14 protein-coding genes and 1 tRNA gene are annotated in these 20,073 nt (G+C 67.2%); 8 read left to right on the top strand and 7 right to left on the bottom strand.

Annotated features, from left to right (window positions below; genetic code table 11):
- Positions 1-22: 22 nt before the first annotated feature.
- Together KF887_12060 and KF887_12055 are read right to left on the bottom strand one after the other, a co-directional pair.
- Positions 23-982, bottom strand: a complete 960-nt coding sequence (locus KF887_12060) for a tyrosine recombinase (GenBank protein QYK40174.1) — start codon at positions 980-982, stop codon at positions 23-25.
- Positions 979-2,448 (bottom strand): hypothetical protein, encoded by a 1,470-nt coding sequence (locus KF887_12055; protein QYK43556.1) that lies wholly within the window; start codon positions 2,446-2,448, stop codon positions 979-981. The genes KF887_12060 and KF887_12055 overlap by 4 nt, the downstream gene beginning before the upstream one ends.
- Positions 2,449-2,830: 382 nt before the next feature.
- On the opposite strand from KF887_12055, the gene KF887_12050 reads away from it, so the two are divergent.
- From KF887_12050 to KF887_12035, 4 genes are all read left to right on the top strand, one after another.
- Complete coding sequence (locus KF887_12050) at positions 2,831-3,376, top strand: shikimate kinase (GenBank protein ID QYK43555.1); 546 nt, start codon at positions 2,831-2,833, stop codon at positions 3,374-3,376.
- A complete protein-coding gene (gene aroB, locus KF887_12045; GenBank protein ID QYK40173.1) occupies positions 3,373-4,473 on the top strand; it encodes a 3-dehydroquinate synthase in 1,101 nt (366 codons plus the stop codon). Before KF887_12050 ends, aroB begins: the two co-directional genes overlap by 4 nt.
- 109 nt (positions 4,474-4,582) lie before the next feature.
- The gene (locus KF887_12040; GenBank protein QYK40172.1) at positions 4,583-8,722 is read left to right on the top strand and encodes a hypothetical protein; all 4,140 of its coding nucleotides are present in this window, start codon (positions 4,583-4,585) and stop codon (positions 8,720-8,722) included.
- A 37-nt stretch (positions 8,723-8,759) separates the two neighbouring features.
- Positions 8,760-9,212: a hypothetical protein gene (locus tag KF887_12035; GenBank protein ID QYK40171.1), complete on the top strand. Its 453-nt coding sequence runs from the start codon at positions 8,760-8,762 to the stop codon at positions 9,210-9,212.
- Between the two features lie 14 nt (positions 9,213-9,226).
- Here KF887_12035 and KF887_12030 read toward each other — a convergent pair.
- Positions 9,227-9,301, bottom strand: a tRNA-Gln gene (locus KF887_12030).
- A 109-nt stretch (positions 9,302-9,410) separates the two neighbouring features.
- Between KF887_12030 and KF887_12025 the strand changes: the two genes are divergently transcribed.
- Positions 9,411-10,580 carry an NAD(P)/FAD-dependent oxidoreductase gene (locus tag KF887_12025; protein ID QYK43554.1) on the top strand — a complete coding sequence of 390 codons (1,170 nt, stop codon included), beginning with the start codon at positions 9,411-9,413 and terminating at the stop codon, positions 10,578-10,580.
- 112 nt (positions 10,581-10,692) lie between these two features.
- Here KF887_12025 and KF887_12020 read toward each other — a convergent pair whose 3' ends face one another.
- Entirely contained in the window at positions 10,693-11,868 is a 1,176-nt protein-coding gene (locus KF887_12020; protein ID QYK40170.1) for an FAD-binding oxidoreductase, read from the bottom strand.
- Positions 11,869-12,016: 148 nt separating this feature from the next.
- On the opposite strand from KF887_12020, the gene KF887_12015 reads away from it, so the two are divergent.
- Positions 12,017-12,925 (top strand): autoinducer binding domain-containing protein, encoded by a 909-nt coding sequence (locus KF887_12015; protein ID QYK40169.1) that lies wholly within the window; start codon positions 12,017-12,019, stop codon positions 12,923-12,925.
- Between the two features lie 279 nt (positions 12,926-13,204).
- On the opposite strand, the gene KF887_12010 is transcribed toward KF887_12015, so the two are convergent.
- The 3 genes from KF887_12010 to KF887_12000 all read right to left on the bottom strand — a co-directional run bounded on the left by KF887_12010 (position 13,205) and on the right by KF887_12000 (position 15,969).
- A complete protein-coding gene (locus tag KF887_12010) occupies positions 13,205-14,086 on the bottom strand; it encodes an elongation factor Ts (protein ID QYK40168.1) in 882 nt (293 codons plus the stop codon).
- Between the two features lie 73 nt (positions 14,087-14,159).
- Positions 14,160-14,915, bottom strand: coding sequence for a 30S ribosomal protein S2 (gene rpsB, locus KF887_12005; protein QYK40167.1), 756 nt, complete (start codon positions 14,913-14,915; stop codon positions 14,160-14,162).
- Positions 14,916-15,102: 187 nt separating this feature from the next.
- Positions 15,103-15,969 (bottom strand): NAD(P)-dependent oxidoreductase, encoded by an 867-nt coding sequence (locus tag KF887_12000; GenBank protein ID QYK40166.1) that lies wholly within the window; start codon positions 15,967-15,969, stop codon positions 15,103-15,105.
- A 76-nt stretch (positions 15,970-16,045) separates the two neighbouring features.
- On the opposite strand from KF887_12000, the gene KF887_11995 reads away from it, so the two are divergent.
- Positions 16,046-18,508, top strand: coding sequence for a penicillin acylase family protein (locus KF887_11995; GenBank protein QYK40165.1), 2,463 nt, complete (start codon positions 16,046-16,048; stop codon positions 18,506-18,508).
- A gap of 106 nt (positions 18,509-18,614) precedes the next feature.
- On the top strand, positions 18,615-20,063 hold the full coding sequence (locus KF887_11990; GenBank protein ID QYK40164.1) for a peptidoglycan-binding protein: 1,449 nt from the start codon (positions 18,615-18,617) through the stop codon (positions 20,061-20,063).
- The last annotated feature ends 10 nt before the right edge of the window (positions 20,064-20,073 follow it).

The raw sequence follows: 20,073 nt of genomic DNA, 5'->3' as shown, positions 1-20,073 counted from the left end.
GAATTGTGTTGGCGCGGCAGCGTCAGTCGCTGCGCGGGGTCTTTGAGAGAGGATGGTGATCGAAGACAAGTGTCTTCAGGTGGTCGTCAAGTACATGGGTATAGATTTCGGTCGTGGCGAGGTCGGCATGGCCAAGGAATGTCTGGATGACCCGAAGATCTGCACCACCGGCCAGCAGATGCGTCGCAAAGGCATGTCGCAGGACATGGGGGGTGACCCGCTCGGGCTCGATGCCCGCGGCCCGTGCGGCCTGCTTTGCCAGGACGAAGAACTGTTGCCGCGTCAGGTGCCCCTCCTTTCCGCGGCCGGGGAACAGGTGGCGCGAGGGTGACCGGCCCGCCTTGCGCGCGACCTCTTCCGCGGCGTCGCGGTGGCTCAGCCAGTCCACCAGCGCCGCCCGTGCCGGGGCGGACAGTGGCACCATTCGTTCCTTGCCGCCCTTGCCGCGCACGAGGATCATCGCCGGATCGCCGCGTGCGGCGGCAACCGGCAACTCGACCAGTTCCGACACCCGCATGCCCGTCGCATAGATCAACTCGAACAGCGCGCGGTTGCGGGCGCGTTCCGTCGCGTCGCGCCCAAGGGCAACGGCCGCAGGAAGGAGTGCCCCGACCTCCTCGCGACTCAGCGTTCTGGGCAGGCGCGCCGCGCGCCCCGGACCCTTGAGTCGCAGGGCCGGATCATCGTCGCGCCAGCCCTCCTCGACGGCAAAGCGGTACAATTGGCGTATGGACGACAGGCGCCGTGCCCGCGTGGCACGCGCCAGGCCTTGCGCATCGCAGAAGACCAGATACGCCTCGACATCCCCCCGCGCGGCCTCGGCGAAGGTCTTGCCATGGCGATCCAGCCACAACGCGAAGTCGGCCAGGTCGCGGCCATAGGCAAGGCGGGTGTTGCGCGCGGCGTCGTGGTCGGCCGCCTGGGCGTCGAGAAAGGTAGAGATCCAGCGCGCGGCTTCGGGGTGAAGCGGGGCATCGGTCATCCGCGTCGCTCCAGCAGCATCAGTTCGAGCGCCGTGCGCCGCGCCGCGTTTTCCAGCCCGACGGCGCGCAGCAGCGAGAGTCCCTCCGTCACACCCCGCAGATCCCCCTGCACGCCACGGCGCACCCGGTCTACGGCCATCAGGATGGCTTCGCCCTGCCTGTCCTCGGCGACAAGCGCCGCAAGCTCCGCGCCCGTTTCCTGTCGCAGGAAGGCGGGTGCGATGGCGCGTGCCAGGCTGTCGGGTGGCGTCACTCCGGACAGGTCACCGCGTGCAAGGCCGATCAGGAAGGCTTCGGTTCCGTCCGCCGGGCTGCGCGCGAGGGCCGCCCGTTCATACTGCGGGGACAGCAGCGCAATGCGGAACGCCAGCGCGCCGGATTCGCCAGTCAGGGGCAGCCGCATCAGGCGCGCCGCAAAGAGGCTGGCAAACGGCACTTCCAGCTCCGCCTCGACCATGCGATCCCAGGCGCGCGGCAGGCTGGCCGCGACCGCGCCCGGGTCGCCTGCCGCAAGGGCCGTGTCGAAGCGCTGGAACGCCTCCACCCGGTCCCAGACCCCGCCCGAAGCGGCCGGAAGCCGTGCGGTATAGATGCCGAGCAGCGCGTTCGGATCGAGCACGCCCGCCCGCGCCAGCCGCTCTGCCGCCTCGATCTGCGCTTTCCACCCGGCGGTCTCCCGCAGTTCGGCATGCGCAAAGGCCAGGGGCAACGCGGTCGTCGGCATGCCCTCGCCGATCGCCTCGAGCAGGCGCCATGTCAGCGGCGTGACGGGGCGCGGGATCTCGGGCAGGGGTTCTTCCTCGTAGAGGTCGGGGTCGAGAAAGCGCGACAGGAGCGCGTCCTCGGCAGGGCCGATGTGGCCGAGGGCCTGCGCCGTCCGCAAGGTCAATGCGGCCGCGTTCCAGTCGCCCGCGCGCGCCAGGCAGAAGATGCGCGCCGGGAAGGTGGGGGCGAGGCGTGGCGCCACCCGCATCGCGGCACAGGCGCGGTCCTCGGTTCCGGTCAGCATCGCGACGTCGAAGTCGCGGCGGAACAGGTCGGCCTCGGGCGCGCCGCCGATCCGCCCCGCCGCGGCGACCAAGGCGCCCGCCTCCTCGATGGCGCCCATGTCGAGAAGCTTGTCGACCCGCATCAGCAGCAGCCGACCGGCGCCGGTGGCGTCGGCCGGCGGTTCCGTCTCGGCCAGCAGCACCGTGACCAGCAGCGACCGCAGCGCAGGCAGCACGTCGGCCCGGTCGACCGCGATCAGGCGCAGGATGTCCTCGGTCCGCCCGAGCCCCCACAGACGACGGGGCAGGCCGGTGACCGAGGTCGGCAGCGTCCCCGCGGCATCCGCCGATGGCGCGTCCAGAACGCTGACGGCCACGTCTGAGGGCGCGGCGCCATTGGATGCGACCGGCGCTTCCGGCTCCGGCGTGCTCTGCGGCCGGGTCACCGATTCGGACAGCCAGTCGATGGCCGACATCGGCGCCTCGGCGCGGACCTGGTGCGGGGCCAGCGCCGCCAGGATCAGGCACAGGACTGTCAGTGTCAGACGCGGATCAGGGTGCATTCAGCGTGACCGGCTTCGTGACAGGCACCTGTGGGGGCGACAAATCGCCCAGGTAGGCATAGGCAACAAGGCCCAGAAAGGCCGCAACCGCCAGCACCAGAACCGCCTTGATGATCCGTCCCATGTCCAGCCTGCCTTTCAGTCTGCCCGTTTCTTGTGATCCGCGCCGCTGCGGGCGCCTGTTCAGGGTGAATATATATGGCATTCGGGCGGAGTTCACGCCATTCAGACGCCCTGAGGAACGCGCGGTGCCGGAAAGGTCGGCGTGACGGGGCAGGGCGGGGACGACGGGCACATGGCTCGGTTGAAGAAAACCGTTGTTCTGGTGGGCATGATGGGCGCTGGCAAGACCGCCGTCGGCACCGCCCTGGCGCGGCTTCTGCACGTGCCGTTCCTTGATTCGGACGACGAGATCGTGCGTGCCGCGAACCGCACCATTCCCGAGATCTTCGAACGCGAGGGCGAACCCTTCTTTCGCGACAAGGAAGCGCAGGTGATCGGAAGGTTGCTGCGCGGGCCGCCCTGCATCCTGTCCACCGGGGGCGGGGCCTTCATGTCGGAACGCAACCGGCAGCAGGTCGCGGAACATGGCGTGTCGGTGTGGCTGCGCGCCGACCTGCCGCTGCTGTGGTCGCGGGTGCGGCACAAGACGAACCGGCCGCTGTTGCGCACCGCCGATCCGCAGGCCACGCTGGCCGCCCTTCTGGCGCAGCGCGGGCCGGTCTATGCGCTGGCCGATGTGGTCGTGGATGCCGAGGCCGGCCTTCCGGTCGAGGCGATGGCGCGCAAGGTTCTGGCGGCCCTGAACGCGCGCGCGGATGTGACGGAGGCGGGGGCATGACCGAAACGGTGCGCGTGGAACTCGGGGCGCGGTCCTATGACGTGCGGATCGGCGCGGGGCTGCTGGCGCAGGCCGGGGCTGCCGTCGGCCCGCTGCTGGCGCGGCGCCGGGTTGCGGTGATCACCGACGAGACGGTCGCGGCGCTGCACCTGCCGGCGCTGAGCGCGGCGATGGAGTCGGCGGGCATCGCGGTGTCCGCCCTGATGCTGCCGCCCGGCGAGGCGACGAAGGGCTGGCCGCATCTCGAGCGCGCCGTCGAATGGCTGCTGGAGCAACGGATCGAGCGGCGCGACATGGTGATTGCGCTGGGCGGCGGCGTGATCGGCGATCTGGCGGGGTTCGCCGCCGCGATCCTGCGGCGCGGCGTGCGCTTCGTGCAGGTGCCGACCTCGCTGCTGGCGCAGGTCGACAGTTCGGTCGGCGGCAAGACGGGCATCAACACCGCACAGGGCAAGAACCTCGTCGGGGCATTCCACCAGCCTTCGCTGGTGCTGTGCGACACCACGCTGCTGGATACGCTGCCCGCGCGGGAGTTCCTGTCAGGCTATGGCGAGGTGGTGAAGTATGGCCTTCTGGGCGATGCGGCCTTCTTCGACTGGCTCGAGGCCGCGGGGCCGCGGCTGGCGGCGGGCGAGGCGGCCGCACGGGTGCATGCCGTAACCACGTCGGTCCGGATGAAGGCGGGGATCGTTTCGCGGGACGAGACCGAAGAGGGTGAGCGGGCGCTGCTGAACCTTGGCCACACGTTCTGTCATGCGCTGGAAAAGGCCACCGGATACTCCGACCGCCTGCTGCATGGCGAGGGCGTGGCCATCGGATGCGCGCTGGCCTTCGACCTGTCGGCGCGGCTGGGCCTTTGCGCGCAGGAAGCCCCCAGCCGCGTGCGGGCGCATCTGGCCGCAATGGGCATGCGCGCGCGGCTGGCCGACATTCCGGGCGATCTGCCCCCGGCCGAGGCGCTCTTGTCGCTGATGGGGCAGGACAAGAAGGTCGTCGACGGCCGCTTGCGCTTCATTCTGGCGCGGGGGATCGGCCAGGCGTTCGTGGCCGATGATGTTCCAGCCGGGGCCGTGATCGAATGCCTCAGGAATGGATAACTAACATCAGATAGTTGCAGACCGATCCTCATGTTCTGGATGAGGAATCTGCCATGCGCAATGCGTCGTTGCGCGACTCGGCATGCTGCGACTACTCTCGAAAGGATAGTTGGGCCCGCGCGACGGGTTGCAGGCGTTATTTTTCGATGAGGTAGTCATGGCCGATTCCAAGACCGCGGATCCCGCAAAGGAACTCGAAGACCTGATCGCGTCCGCGCGGAAGACCGAGCACAACTTCGTCATGATGAAGACCAAGGAAGGCGTCGTGATCGAAGCCTCCAAGGTCAAGACCTGCGAGGCGCTGATCCCGATCGCCAAGTCCAAGGGCGGCATGTCCGCCATGATGGTCTCGGGCATCATGAAGGTCGACGGCAAGGTGATGAACCTGCGCTCTGCCGAGGAGGACGTGGCGCGCAACCTGCCGCGCCTGGCCAAGCGGCATTTCAAGAACGTTGGCATCAAGTGCAAGGTGATGATCCACCTGCCGGGCGGTGGCACGCTGGATGACGAGGATGAAGGCGCCGAGGGCGAGGTCGAGGAACAGAAGGTCGGCGACGGCATGGTCGCACCGGTCGAGCCCGGGGACGGCGAGGACCTGAAGGCCCAGTTGACCGAACGCATGAAGACAATCGTGCCGCAGGTCAAGGCCGCCTCCGACCAGGCGCTTGCCGGGGCGGACAAGCTGGTCACGGCGGTCAAGGCTGCGGCGGGCGAACTGGCCGCCGGAGGTTTCGAGCGTGCCGGAAAGCTGCTGGACGCGATCGAGGCGGGGCTGAAATCACTGGCACCGGCCGGGCCGGACCCGGCCGCAATGCGTGAGCAGCTGCAAAGGGATTTCAACGCGCTGCGCGACGATCTTCAACGCGTCATGGCCGCTGCCGCCAAGCCCGTGGCGGGCAAGGCCCGCACCCTTGCCGATATGTTCGCCACCGAGATCGGACGCGATCTGAAGAAGGCGCAGCAGGCACTGGGCGTGTTGAAGGGGCTGGTGGCGACCGAGGTCGGCAAACTTGGAAGCGAGGGCAAGTCGGTCCTGCAAAGCGTCAGCGACGGCCTGTCGAACCTTTTCGAGGAAGGCGTCGCGCTGGGCGAGGATGTCAAGGAGGGCATCGAGAAGAAGGCGGGCGAGGTCGTCGGAACGATGACCGAGATGGGCAAGTCGGTGGTCGAGGGGATCGGCAAGGCAAAGGACGGGGTCGAGGACTTTGTCACCAACCTGACCGCCACACCGGAGGTGCGCGCCGACACGGCGATGCTGGATGGGCTGGGCGTGTCGCGCGATGAACGCATCCGTCTGCTCGAAGAGTGGGAAAAAGACCCAGCAAAAGCAAAGGCCTACAAGACGAAGTTGTTGTCCGACGCGAAGATCCCCGAAGATCGGCGCGAGGCGCTGCTGAAACTTCAGGCGTCATCGCCCGATACCTTCCTGCAGATGCTCGGCACATTGAAGGCGATGGAGCAGGGTGGCGAGACGGATACCAGCCCTGCCGCCACGCAGCAGGCAATGCAGAAGGCCGAGGCTGCGCGGCTTGAGGTCGAGGCCAAGCTGAAGGCCCTGGCGGATGCGAACAGGGCCGCGACGGCCGGCATGCAGAGCCGGACCGAAGCCCTGGGCAAGCGCGACACGGCCAAGAACACCGCCGATCTGGCGGCCCAGGCCATCAAGGATCACGAGATCACGCCCGAGGCGCTGAAGCTGCTGTCGCCGCAGGAGCAGAACGACTGGCACGCCGCCACGACGCGGCTGATCAATGCCAACGAGGCCGCGAAGAAGGCGCTGGCCGAGGCTGAAAAGGCGCTGGCCGCCGCCGACAAGGAGGTCGAGAAGCTGAACGACGCCTCGCGGACGGCCTTTGACGGGTTCCAGAAGGCCGAGGCAGGCAAGGCCAAGGAAGACGCGGCGCTGGAAAAGATCAGGGCCAAGCAGGGGCTGCTGGATGCCGTCAGCTTCGGCCCGCTGTCGGCCGATGCCAAGCCGCCGATGAAGGATGACGACAAGGCGAAGCTTGCGGCGCTCTACGGCACGGATGCGCGGCTGGCGGATGACGCCATCGCGGCGGCGCGCGGATCGAAGGACCCCTCGGCCGTGGCACAGAACGCCGCCTTCGTGGCGGGGAAGTTCAAGGATGGTTTTGCGGACGGCAGCGGGAAGAAGCTTGAACTGCCTGCCGACCAGATGCGCGACATGGCGGCCAACGCGTTGCGCATGGGTGCCCAGATGGGCCCGGACTACTTCAAGGGTTTTGAGGATTATCTCAAGACAGGCAAGCAGTTCGACGCCGATCCTCATGGCGGGATGGCAGCGCCGGATCCCGATCCGGCGAAAGAGAAGGTGCGGGTAAAGCAAGTCGCCCAGGCGCGCACGCGCGCCATGGCCGACGCGGCGCTTGGCGACGATGGCGCGGTCGACTTCGGCAGCGTCAAGGCCAAGGGCGCGATGGATCACATGCTGTTCCATCCCGGGTCGCTGAACACCTTCACGCCGCAACTGAACGAAAAGACCGCCGAGACCAAGAAGCTGTTCACGGATCCGGCGACGAAGGACAAGGCGCAGGGAACCATCACGGCAACCACGTTGCCCGGCGCCTCGACCCTGGCCAAGCCGACCTCGCCCGGCACGGCGAAGGAGATCATCGGCCGGACGGTCGGCAAGGCGCCGAATGCCCTGACCGACAACGATGCGCGGGCCTCGGTCCTGACGGCGATGATGACGCCGCTGTCGCAGGGTCCGGTCGGTTCGTGCTTCTCGACCGCGCCGGTGCGCTCGATCCGCGAAACCGATCCGCTGCGCGCGATGGAGGAATATTCCAAGATCGCGAGCACGGGCATGTTCAAGCCCGATGGCAAGCCCCCGGTTCCCGCAAACAAGCGCGAACATCCGGGCGAGAACCCGCTGCTGCGGTCCTGGGAATACTCGGTCGCCACCGCGGCCGCGAACGAGGAGGACAGCGTCCAGCGGAACCGCCTGACCACGTCGATGTTCCGTTCGACCGACTCGGCCAACAACCTTGGGGCCATCCAGGGGATCATGGGGGCCGACGACCTGACCTGGTACGGCTATACCGACACCAGCACGGGCGACGTCGTCGAAGGTATCGAGAGCAAGATCTTCGCAGCGACCAAGCGGGATCTGGTGTTTGTCTACAACCCGACGGCGCCCAAGGCGGGCGGCGGCGGCGACGGGCGTTCGTCCGAGGGTCGCTATGAACTGATGCACGGGTCCAAGGCGATCCGCAGCGAGGCCGACTTCTCCGCGGCCATCGCGACGATCGCGCTGGCAGCCTGCGGCGAGACGGCCACCAGCCCCAAGGGCGCGCAGATCGTCACGCTGGTCAGTTCGGCGGCATTCATCCAGTCCGTGATCGACGCGATGAAGGATCCCTCGGGCAACGGCAAGGATTACAAGCCATGGGAGCTTTCGTCCGGCGGGTTCGAGGCGAAAGCCCAGAAGGTGCTGGACGGCGGCGATCCGAAGCGCGAGCAGGTTCTGGCCAAGCCGGGCACGCCGGCGCCCAGCCGGTCGGACCGCACGGCGGGCATCCTGACCAGCATCCTGGGCAAGCACGGGTCGATGCCGGGCGACATGCACCTGCTGGCGACATCGGGGGTGGATGCCGGCCATGCGTTCAACGCCCTGCCCAAGCATCCGTCGATGGACAAGATCCGCGATCCCGATTCGGCGGCCAAGATCCAGAGCGAACTGGTTCAGCCCGGGCAGCGCATGGCCAGCACGAAAATGCCCGCCGCGCAGGCCGCCAAGCTGTTCCGCGAGCAGATCGAGGCGATGATGGAGAGCGCGAGCGAGCCGATGCGGGCCGAACTGGTGAAGGCGATCAAGAACGCGCCGACGTCGGACATGACGCCCTCCGAGGTCTCGGCGAAGATCAAGACCGAGGTCGACGCGGCAACGACCATCGCCGCGCAGAAGCGCGCGGACAAGTACATTGCCGAGGACGAGCCGGGCGCGAACCGGGCGCGGCGCCGCGAGATCCTCGACTTCTACAAGGACCAGGTGAACGACGAGACCGAGGCCGCGCTGCGATCGCGGCTTGTCGCCGAGCTCGGGCCGCCGATGGTTGTTGTGGCCGACAGCAACTGGGGCGGGGCAGAGAGCCAGGACTATTTCGTCGCCGCGCCCGATCCGATGACCGGCGACCTGATCATGTGGACGCGCACGGAACCGGGCGGCAAGATGGTGCCGCTCGGCCAGAACTGGGAGGATGGACCATGGTCCTGGATCAAGCCCTGACCGCCCGCCACCCCACCATTGAAGGAGCAGCCTGACCATGGCCGACGGACTTCCGCCCATTGCCTTCTACCTGAACGACAGCGGGGCGCCTGTGATCATGGTCGCGCGCGAACCGGTGGACAATCTGCCAGAGGTGCTGGCGCGCGTGCCCGACCTTGCGGATCCGCACTGGATCAAGGTCTATGCCCGCGTCGTGAACCACCTGACCTATGGCTACGACTACGAGATGATCATGGACCCGGCGGCCTTCGAGGCCGAATATCGCGCGGCCTGGGCCGCCGAGCCCGAGACTGTACCAGAGGACACGCCCGTGGCCCCGGTGCGGCTGCGCGACATGGGCATGCCCGAGTTCGGCATGATCCGCCCGCCCGAGAAGGTGGACGGAAACCTGGTGTTCTACGTTCGCAGCGGGTTTTACCGGATCCCGTACCAGGTCGTCGTCACGCCGGACGGACAGGCCACCTATGTGCCTGTTCCGATGCGGGAATGATGCGCGCGGGAAGGTGGCTGGGGCGCTAGGATTCGAACCTAGGTATGGCGGTACCAAAAACCGCTGCCTTACCGCTTGGCGACGCCCCAACTGCGGCGGGTTCTAGCGAAGGCGCCCGGGGGGTGCAAGGGGTGCGCGCGCGCGCTTGCGCGAAAAACCGACGTTGCGGGGGCGGGGCAGGGTGGCTAGATGCTGCCCATGCAAGTGGATGTCGCGATCCTTGGGGCCGGTGCGGCAGGGCTGTTCTGCGCGGGCGAGGCGGCACGGCGCGGTCGACGTGTGCTGGTCATCGACCATGCCGAACGCCCGGGCGAGAAGATCCGCATCTCGGGCGGCGGGCGCTGCAATTTCACCAACCTCGGCGTCGCTCCGGACCGGTTTCTGTCCAAGAACCCGCGCTTTGCGATTTCGGCGCTGAAGCGGTTCACGGCTGCGGATTTCGTGGCCCGTGTCGACGGTGCCGGGATCGCGTGGCACGAAAAGACGCTGGGCCAGCTGTTCTGCGACGGACCGGCCACCCAGATAACCCGGATGCTGCTGGATGGGCTTGCCGGAGCGGCGCTTTGGACCGGGTCAAGGGTTGGCGATGTTCACAAGCATGATCAGATATTTAAGATTGAAACTTCACGCGGCGTGGTAACTGCGGCGCGGGTCGTCGTGGCCACCGGCGGCAAGTCGATACCGAAGATGGGGGCGACCGATGCGGGCTATCGGATTGCCCAGTCCTTTGGTCTGCCAATGGTTGAGACGCGGCCGGGCCTGGTGCCGCTGACCTTTGCCGAGCAGGAGCTGACATGGCTGCGTCCGCTGGCCGGGACCGCCGTGCAGGGCCGGGTATCCTGTGCCCGTGCGGGGTTTGACGAGGCGGTGCTGTTCACCCATCGCGGTCTGTCCGGCCCGGCGGTGCTACAGGTGTCGAACTACTGGCGCGAGGGTCAGCCGATCACGGTCGACCTGTCGCGGGGGCGGAGTGCCGCGGCGCATCTGCGCAACTTGCGCGCCACACAGGGCCGGATGGCGGTCGCAACCGCGGTTGCAACACTGTTGCCGGAACGTCTGGCCCGGCATGTCGTGGCGCAAGTGCGACTGGCGGGAAACCTGGCGGACCAGCCGAACACCGCACTCGACATGCTGGACCGTGCAATCCACGCGGCCGAACTGCGACCGGTCGGGACCGAGGGGTACCGCACCGCCGAGGTGACACTGGGTGGTGTGGATACCGATGCGCTGGATCCGCGCACGATGGAGTCACGCGCCGTGCCTGGCCTGTACTTCATTGGCGAGGTGGTCGATGTGACCGGATGGCTGGGCGGATACAACTTCCAGTGGGCATGGTCTTCGGGCTGGGTCGCCGGGCAGTCCGTCTGACGCGGCGCCGTGCCACCGGCGAGACCGCGATGCCGGACGAGGTGCACCGCCTTCCGAGATACGTGACTCGCATAATCAGTATTATGTAATGTGTGGAGACCCGCAAACCCCCTCAGACCACCGCACGTTCGCGCAAGGGCTTGCCCTCCAGGATGCGGTCGGCCGCGAGGTCGGACAGGTCGATGCTCTGCCAGGCGCCGGTGAGAATGTGCTCGGCCAGCCCACGTCCGACGCCCGGAGACTGCTGCAGCCCGTGGCCGGAAAATCCGTTGCACAGGAACAGGTTCGGCATCGCCGGATGCGGACCCAGAATGGCGTTCTGGTCCAGCGTGTTGAAGTCGTAGTGGCCAACCCAGTGGCGCACGACCTTCACCGCATCGAACCCCGGGCAACGCGCATAGAGCTGTTCCCAGATCACATCCTCGAACAGATGAAGATCCGGATCGAAATCGTTGGCGTCACAGGCAGAATCGTTCTGCGGAACGGTCGCCGTGATCCAGTGGCCGCGTTCCGGCCGCAGGTAGAAGCCCCGGTCGATCAGCAAGGGTGCGCCAGGATGGCGCGCGTTCGGTGCGTCAATGACAAAGACCGTGCGCTTGCGCGGCTCCACCGGCAGCGGCAGGCCAGCCATGGCCATGACCTGGGCCGCCCGCGTTCCCGCGGCGTTGACCACCGTGCCGCAGGCAAGGTCGCCACCCGCGGCCAGCCGGACTGCCGAGACCCTGCCACCGGTGACGGCAAGCCCCGTAACCTCATCGGTCACGAACCTTGCCCCCGCCGCGCGCGCCGCGTTGCGGAATGCGGCCAGCAGGCCCATGTTGTCGAACCACCCTTCGTCGCGCGGTCCGAATGATCCGGCGACGAGGTCGCCGGTTTCGATCCAGGGGAAGCGCGCCGCAATCCCCTCCGGTGTCAGCACCTCGGTCGCGGCACCCTCGGCACGCTGCATCGCCGCCACCTCGGTCATCACCCGGGCCGCTTCGGTGGAGCCGGTCACGAACAGGTAGCCGTTCAGCGTCAGGCCCAGATCGCGCACGCCGCCCTCTGGTCCGGTCCATTCCGCAATCCCGCGCAGGAACGCGATTCCGAACCGCGACAACCGCACATTCACGGCGGTGCTGAACTGCTGGCGGATCGAGGCGACCGACAGTGCCGTCGCGGCCCGCGCGTGGGTCGGATCGCGCTCGATCACCGTCACGCGCAGGCCCGGCGACATCCGCGTCAGCCAGAACGCCACCGAGGCGCCCATGACACCACCGCCCACCACCGCCACATCCGTGCCGCCCATTGTCCGCGCCCTGCCCACCCCGTCAAACGCCCGTCAAATGCCCTGTCGCCGCGCTCGACACAATGGGCGGCGGCGCCGTATCACTGCGGATGGGGATGATTGTCGCCGCTGCCCCGTGCCGCGGCGCCTGAATGGGGCAAACTGACGGGTGAGCGATATCCTGCACCTCCTGGGGCGGATAGCCCAGGCGCAGCGCATTGACGAGGCATGGTCGGCGGCTGCCGGCTACTTCACGCCGATGGGATTCCAGCGGCTGAACTACGGGCTGACCCGGTTCCGCACCGAAACCTCGATAGGCGACCCGGAGGACGCCCTGTTCCTGTCCACCTCGGAGGAGGAATACACCCAGCTCTATGTCCGCGACGGCTTCTTCAAGAAGACGCCGGTCTATCGCTGGCTGATGCGCAACACCGGCGTGACGACGTGGCGCTGGGTGCATGACGACTTTGCGGCCGGGCTGTTGCCGCCGGACGAGGCCGAGGCGGTGCGGGTGAATGCCCGTTTCGGCATCTTTGCGGGCGTCGCCATCAGCTTTCCCGAAACGCAGCGCACCAAGGGGGCGTTGGGGCTGACCGCCGATCCGGGGCTCGACCATGACGACGTCGATGACATCCTGGCACGGCATGGCCCGGGGATCGTGGCGGTGGCACACATGATGCACCTGCGGATCATCAGCCTGCCGGCCAACTATGTGCGGCGGGGCCTGACACCCCGTCAGCGCGAGGTGCTGGAATGGGTGGCCGACGGCAAGACGACACAGGACATCGGCATCCTGATGTCGATCTCGCCGGCGATGGTCGAAAAGCACCTGCGCCTTGCCCGCGCCGCGCTGAACGTCGAGACGACGGCCCAGGCCGTTGCCAAGGGCACCCTGCTGAACCTGATCTTCACCAAGGCCGATGACGAGGCCGGTGCCCCCGCCTCGGTGCCCCTGCCGACGAACGGGGGCAACTCGCTTCGGCACGCTCACGAGCCATCACGAAGTGGTAAGGATTCCCCTACTTTCGCGAAACCGCGCCTCGGTGCAAAGTGGCCTCGTTCCGTGAGTGAAGGCTAAGCCTTGGAACTCTCCGGTCGGGTCGGGAGCGCGATTTTCGCTCCGGCACTTCCGGGCGGTCGTCGGGTTGCCCGATCGGCCAAAATCCTGGGCCGCCTTTAGTCGGCGGTGCGGGGCGTCCAGTGTCAGTGCGCCAATCTCATCCCCAGTGTGAGGCGCGTCGAACGGAAACGGGGCAGCCTTGGGCTGCCCCGTTGCCGTTTCGGGTTCGTGGAACCGGTGCCGTCGGCATGCCGTGGCCGGGGGACCGGTGTTCCAGCCCCCCTGCCCCGTGCCGGTTCAGCCCTGCGCCATCTTCGCGACTTCCGCCGCGAAATCCTCTTTCTCTTTCTCGATCCCCTCGCCCACCGCCATCCGGACGAATCCCGTCACCTCGATCCCGGCCTCCTTGGCGGCCTGGCCCACGGTGATTTCGGGGTTCATCGCGAACTTCTGTCCCAGAAGCGTGACCTCCTCGAAGAACTTCGCCATCCGGCCGACGATCATCTTCTCGATCACCGCCTCGGGCTTGCCCGATTCGCGGGCCTGCTGGCTCAGGACGTTCTTTTCCCGTTCGATCAGCGCCGGGTCGAGATCCTTCTCGGACAGCGACGCCGGGTTGAAGGCCGCGATGTGCATCGCAATCTGCTTGGCGGTGCCGTTGTCCTTGCCGTTCACGCCAACCAGAACGCCGATCTTTCCCATGCCCTCGGCCGCAGCGTTGTGCACATAGGCGGCAACCGAATCGCCGGTGACCGTCGCCATGCGGCGCAGCGTCATGTTTTCGCCGATCGTGGCGATCGCCGAGGTCAGCGCGGTCTCGACCGTGTCGCCCTGCGGCAGCAGCGGCTGCGCCTTCAGCGCCTCGATGTCGTCCACCGCCAGCGCGGCCTTGCTGATGCCCGCGACAAGCGACTGGAAATCGCCGTTCTTTGCAACGAAGTCGGTCTCGGAGTTCACTTCGACCGCGACACCGCGCCCATCCGCGACGGCCACGCCGACCAGGCCCTCGGCCGCGACGCGGCCGGCCTTCTTCGCGGCCTTGGCAAGGCCCTTGGTGCGCAGCCAGTCCACGGCGGCTTCCATGTCGCCGTTGGTCTCGGTCAGCGCCTTCTTGGCATCCATCATGCCGGCGCCGGTCGAATCCCGCAGTTCCTTCACCATCGAAGCGGTGATGTTCATGTCCGTCTCCTGAAAATCGGATGGGTCGCGGCGGGGGCTATCCCCGCCGCGTAACAGCCGTGCGACGGCCGGCTCAGGCCAGCGTCGCCTCTTCCTCGGGTGCGGTTTCCAGCGCGCCCAGGTCGACGCCGGCGGCGCCCAGCTGCGCCGACATGCCGTCAAGCGCCGCGCGGCTGACCAGATCGCAGTAAAGCTGGATCGCACGGGCCGCGTCGTCATTGCCCGGGATCACATGGGTGACGCCCTTGGGCGAGCAGTTGGTATCGACCACGCCGACCACCGGGATGCCCAGCTTCTGCGCTTCCAGGATGGCCAGGTCTTCCTTGCCCACGTCGATGATGAACAGCAGGTCGGGTGTGCCGCCCATCTCGCGGATGCCGCCCAGCGACGCCTGCAGCTTGGCCTGCTCGCGCTCGATGTTCAGCCGCTCCTTCTTGGTCAACCCTTCGGCGCCATGCGCCATCAGCTCGTCGATCTGCTTCAGGCGCTGGATCGACTGCGACACGGTTTTCCAGTTGGTCAGCGTGCCGCCCAGCCAGCGGTGGTTCATGTAGAACTGCGCGCAGCGTTCCGCAGCCTCGGCCACCGCCTTCTGCGCCTGGCGCTTGGTGCCGACAAACAGGATGCGGCCGCCCTTGGCGACCGTGTCCCGCACGACCTTCAGCGCCTGGTCCAGCAGCGGAACGGTCTGGGTGAGGTCGATGATGTGGATGCCGTTGCGGTCGCCGTAGATGTACTCGCCCATCTTCGGGTTCCAGCGTGCGGTCTGGTGGCCATAGTGAACGCCAGCCTCAAGCAGCTGACGCATGGTGAACTCGGGGAGCGCCATGTCGTGTCCTTTCCGGTTTGCGCCTCGGCGGAGTGATTTCAGGGTTTCCCCCAACCGGTGGACCGCCGGGGATGTCTCCCCCGGAAGCCCGCACTCCGCCTGTGAAGTGGCGCGCGTCTAGACCATGACGGGCCGATGCGCAAGCGCATAGGACGCAGGCGGGGCAGCACGCCCTCGCGGCGGCGGATCAGCGCGGCAGCCGCTTGATCAGCGACGAGGTGTCCCAGCGGTTGCCGCCCATCGTCTGCACCTCGGCATAGAACTGATCGACCAGAGCGGTCACCGGCAGGCTGGCGCCGATCTCGCGCGCGGTGGCGAGGCAGATGCCCAGATCCTTCCGCATCCAGTCGACGGCAAAGCCGAAGTCGAACTTGTCGTCCAGCATCGTCTTGTGACGGTTCGCCATCTGCCAGGACCCGGCGGCACCCTGGCTGATGACCTCGACCACGGCGGCGCCGTCCATGCCGGCCTTCTGTCCGAAGGCCAGCGCCTCGGACAGACCCTGCACCAGGCCCGCGATGCAGATCTGGTTCATCATCTTGGCGATCTGCCCCGACCCGCTTTCGCCCAGGCGGCGGCAGATGCGGGCATAGGCGGCCATCACCGGCTCGGCGCGGGCATAGTCGGCCTCGCTGCCGCCACACATGATGGACAGCACGCCGTTCTCGGCCCCGGCCTGACCGCCCGACACCGGCGCGTCGACAAATCCCTTGCCCTGTGCGGCGGCCGCCGCCGACATCTCGCGCGTCACCTGCGCCGACACGGTGGTGTGATCCACAAACACCGCACCCGCCGACATCCCGGCGAAGGCACCCTCGGCGCCCATGCAGACCGCGCGCAGGTCGTCATCGTTGCCGACACAGGCCATCACGAAATCCTGACCTTCCGCGGCGGCCTTCGGCGTCGGCGCGGAATGCCCGCCGTGCTTGGCCACCCAGGCCTCGGCCTTGGCGGCATTGCGGTTGTAGACGGTCACCTGATGGCCCTTGGCCGCCAGATGCCCCGCCATCGGAAAGCCCATGACCCCGAGCCCCAGAAACGCCACCTTTGCCATCTTGCCCCTCGCGATTGCCTGATCCGATCGGATGTCCTAGGTATCGGCTGGTCTCCCGAGGTCAAGCGTTCTTCCCATGCTTCTCGCCTTCCGCTGGCTCCTGCGCATATTTACCGGGCTGGCACTGCTGGCCGCGCTGGCGCTTGCCATCGTCTATGTGTTCCTGACCCGGTCGTTGCCCGACTATTCGGAACGGTTCGCCCTGCGGGGCATTTCCGGCCCGGTCGAGATCGTGCGCAACAACGCGAACATCCCGCACATCTTCGGCCAGACGGACGAGGATGTGTTCTTCGCCCTCGGCTTCGTCCATGCGCAGGACCGGCTGTGGCAGATGACGATGCTGCGCCGCACCGCGCAGGGCCGGCTGTCCGAAATGTTCGGCGCACGCACCGTGCGCATCGACGAGATCCTGCGCCGCTTCGACCTCTACACGCTCGCGCTCGGTTCGGTCGAGGCGCAGGACGATGACACGCGGCGCGCGCTCGAAGCCTACGCGCGTGGCGTGAACGCCTGGATCGGCGAGGTCAACGCCCGGGCCCGCGGCCGTGGCGCGCCGGAATTCTTCCTGTTCTCCAGCGAGATCGCCGCCTGGGCGCCGGCCGACAGCATCGCCATCATCAAGCTGATGGCATTGCAGCTTTCGGGCCACCTCGAGGCCGAGGTCCTGCGCGCGCGCACCTCGCTGCTGCTCGCGCCGGAACGTCTGTCCGACATCCTGCCCGACGACCCGAACGATGCGGTCACCGCGCTGCCGCAATACGGGCTGATCGTGCCGGGCGCCGTGCCGGGCCAGATGCCCACGCGGCTGGCAGAGGATCCGCTGTCGCCGTTCCGCCGCCTGCCCTTCGCCGGTGCGTCGAATGCCTTCGCCGCCGAACCGCGCCGGGCGGCGGCGGGCGGCACGCTTCTGGCGAACGACCCGCACCTGGGGTTCACCGCCCCCGCAATCTGGTATCTCGCGCGGCTGGAGCTGCAATCGGGCGGCGTGATCGGCGGCACGATTCCCGGCATGCCGGTGGTGCTGACCGGCCGGTCGCAGGCGTTGGGCTGGGGGCTGACGACAGCCTATGTCGACGATCAGGACGTGTTCATCGAGCGCCTCAACCCCGACAATCCCGAAGAGTACGAGACGCCCGAGGGCTGGAAACCCTTCGACACGCGCCGGTCCATCATCACCGTGAAGGATGCCGAGCCCGTCACCGTCACCCTGCGATGGACCGACAACGGCCCGGTGCTGCCAGGATCGCACTACGACCTTGCCACGGTCACCCCGGCGGGCCATGTCGCCGCGCTGTCCTGGACGGCCCTTTCGCCGCGCGACACCTCGATGACCGCCGCCCTGCGCCTGATGCGGTCACAATCGGTGGCCGAGGGGATCGAGGCGGGGCGCCAGTACGTGGCGCCCGCGCAGAACCTGACACTGGCCGACAAGGACGGCATCGCCATGCAGGTGATCGGCGCCGTCCCGCGCCGCGATCCCGCCCATGCCAGCCAGGGCCGCATGCCGAGCCTTGGCGCCCAGGCCGCGAACCGCTGGCAGGGCATGTTCCCCTATGAGGACAATCTGCGGGTCGTGAACCCGCCCTCGGGCCTGATCGGAAATACCAACAACAAGACCGTCGATGCCCCCTTCCCCGCCCACCAGTCGTTCCTGTGGGGCGATACCCATCGCATCCGCCGCTGGCTGACCCTGATGGCCACGCGCGAGGTGCATACCCGCGAAAGTTTCATCGAGGCGCAGCTCGACACCGTGTCGCCCGTTGCCCGGGCGATCCTGCCGCTGATCGGCGCGGATCTGTGGTTCACCGGCACGCCGTCGCCCGACGGGACGCCCGAGCGGTTCCGCGAGCGGGCGCTGGTCCTGCTGGCGGAATGGAACGGCGAAATGAACGAGCACCTGCCCGAGCCGCTGATCACCGAGGCCTGGCTGCGGGCATTGCAGCAGCGCCTGATCCGCGATGAACTGGGACCGCTGGCGGACGAATTCACCCATGCCGACCCGGTGTTCCTGGAGCGTGTGTTCCGCAACACCGGCGGGGCAGGCAAATGGTGCGACGTGATCCAGTCCGCCGCCATCGAGACCTGTACCGAAATCGCCCGGCTGGCACTGGACGAGGCGCTGCTGCGCCTGTCCGAACGCTACGGCACCAATCTGGAAAGCTGGCGCTGGGGCGATGCCCACCAGGCCACGCATGACCATGCCGTGCTGGGCGAGGTGCCGGTGATCCGGCATTTCGTGAACATCCGGCAATCCACCAGCGGCGGCGACAGCACCCTGCTGCGCGGGCGCACGCGCGGTACCGATCCGGATCCCTTTCTGAACGTGCATGGTGCGGGCTATCGCGGCGTCTACGACTTTGCCGATCCCGACAGTTCCGTGTTCATCCTGTCCACGGGCCAGTCCGGCCACCCGCTGTCGCGCCATTACGACGATCTGGGCGAGTTGTGGCGGCGCGGCGAATATGTGCCGATGTCACTGGACCCCGGGCTTGCGCGTGCCGCGGCGGTCGGCGTGACGACGCTGACACCCGCCCCCTGACGCCGCGACAGGTATGGAAATCCTTCGTTGCGCCCCATGATGGCCATCGGTATCGTTTGCAGGATTATGTTCCGGGCGCGTCTCTGCCCCGTGAAAGGAATAGGGCATGGCGGTCCTTGCTGAACCGAACACCTCTTCGCAGGTGGTTCTGGAGGCGCAGAAACTTCTGAACAAGGCATCGCGGCAGTCCCGCACGCCTGAAAACGGCGCCTTTGACAAGGCGACCGTGGCTGCGATCAAGCAGTTCCAGATCGAAAGCGGCCTGCGCCCCACGGGCGTCCTCGACGACAAGGTGATGGAGGTGCTGCGCAAGGCCTCCAGCGGCGAGCCGCCGAAATGGCAGGTCACCGTCAACGGCAAGGTCTATCTGCTGACCGAATCCGACCACCGCGCCCTCATCGAACGCGTGAAGAAGGAATTCCGCGCGCCGATGATCATGCTCAAGGGCGCCGTCGAGGAAGCGCGGATGCTCTTCGACGACATGAAGAAACTGCGGTCTGACCAGTACATCGTCGGGTGGTGCATCGACGCGGTCAAGGGCATCAGGCTGCCGTCGGAATCGGTCATCAAGAATGCCGAGGCCGCCGCCTCATCGGCGCAGAAGATGCTGGACGCGGGCAATCTCAAGGCCTTCGCCATCGTGTTTCCCAAGGCCCAGACCGAGGCGAACAAGGCCCGGGCCGAGATGAAGGCCTATGTGTCGTCGATCATCGACGGCGGAGAAAAGATCGTCACCGGCCTCGAGATCGTGCGCGACACGTCCTTCGTCGTCGTGGGTGTGATCGCGGCGCCGGTCGCGGCCAGCTATGGCCTTGGCGCGGTGGCGGCGGGCGTTGTCGCCGGCGCGGGAACGGCCGCGGTCGAGACCATCGCCAACGAGGTCGGAAAGGGCATCGCGGGCCAGTCCAAGGGTATTGGCGATGCCAGCCTGAACGTCCTGAAGGATGCCTTCATCGGCGGCTCGATCGGCGCGCTGATCAAGGGCGGCGCGGCCGACAAGATCCTCGCGAAACTCGGCCCCGAGGTCGCAAAGCGGCTTGGCGGCGAGATGTTCAAGAAGGCGTCCGAAAAGGTCGTCGTCCAGTGGCTGATCAACTATTTCAAGGCCAACGGGAAGGACATCCTGGAAGGCGTCATGAAAGAGACGCTCAAGGCCTACAAGTCAAACGCCGGCGGCCTGACGGTGGAAAAGTTCGTGCAGATCGTCGCCAAGGAGGTGGTTACCGCAGGCCCCTTCAAGAAGCTGGAAAAGCTGGGCGATTTCGCGGGCAAGGAACTGGTCGGCGCGCTGTCGTCCTCGACGAAGAAGAAGCTCTTGCAAAGCCTTGGCGAAAAGGCCACCGACAAGGAACTGGCCGAGGTCATGGGAAAGGTCTTCGGCGAGGCGTCGAAGGAAATCGCGGGCAAGGTCTACGACCAGGTCCTGTCGGGTTCCTCGGGCAGCGAAAGCCCCGATGCGCTGGAGAAAAAGGCGCTCTCGGCCTTCGCCACCAACGCCAAGCTCATCAAGGCCGTCGAGGACGAATGCGAGAAGCGCGGCAAGCGCAAGAAATGACGGCCCGGCA

The sequence above is a fragment of the Paracoccaceae bacterium genome, assembly GCA_019454225.1.
Lineage (GTDB): Bacteria > Pseudomonadota > Alphaproteobacteria > Rhodobacterales > Rhodobacteraceae.
This window is presented reverse-complemented; position numbering and strand designations above follow the sequence as displayed.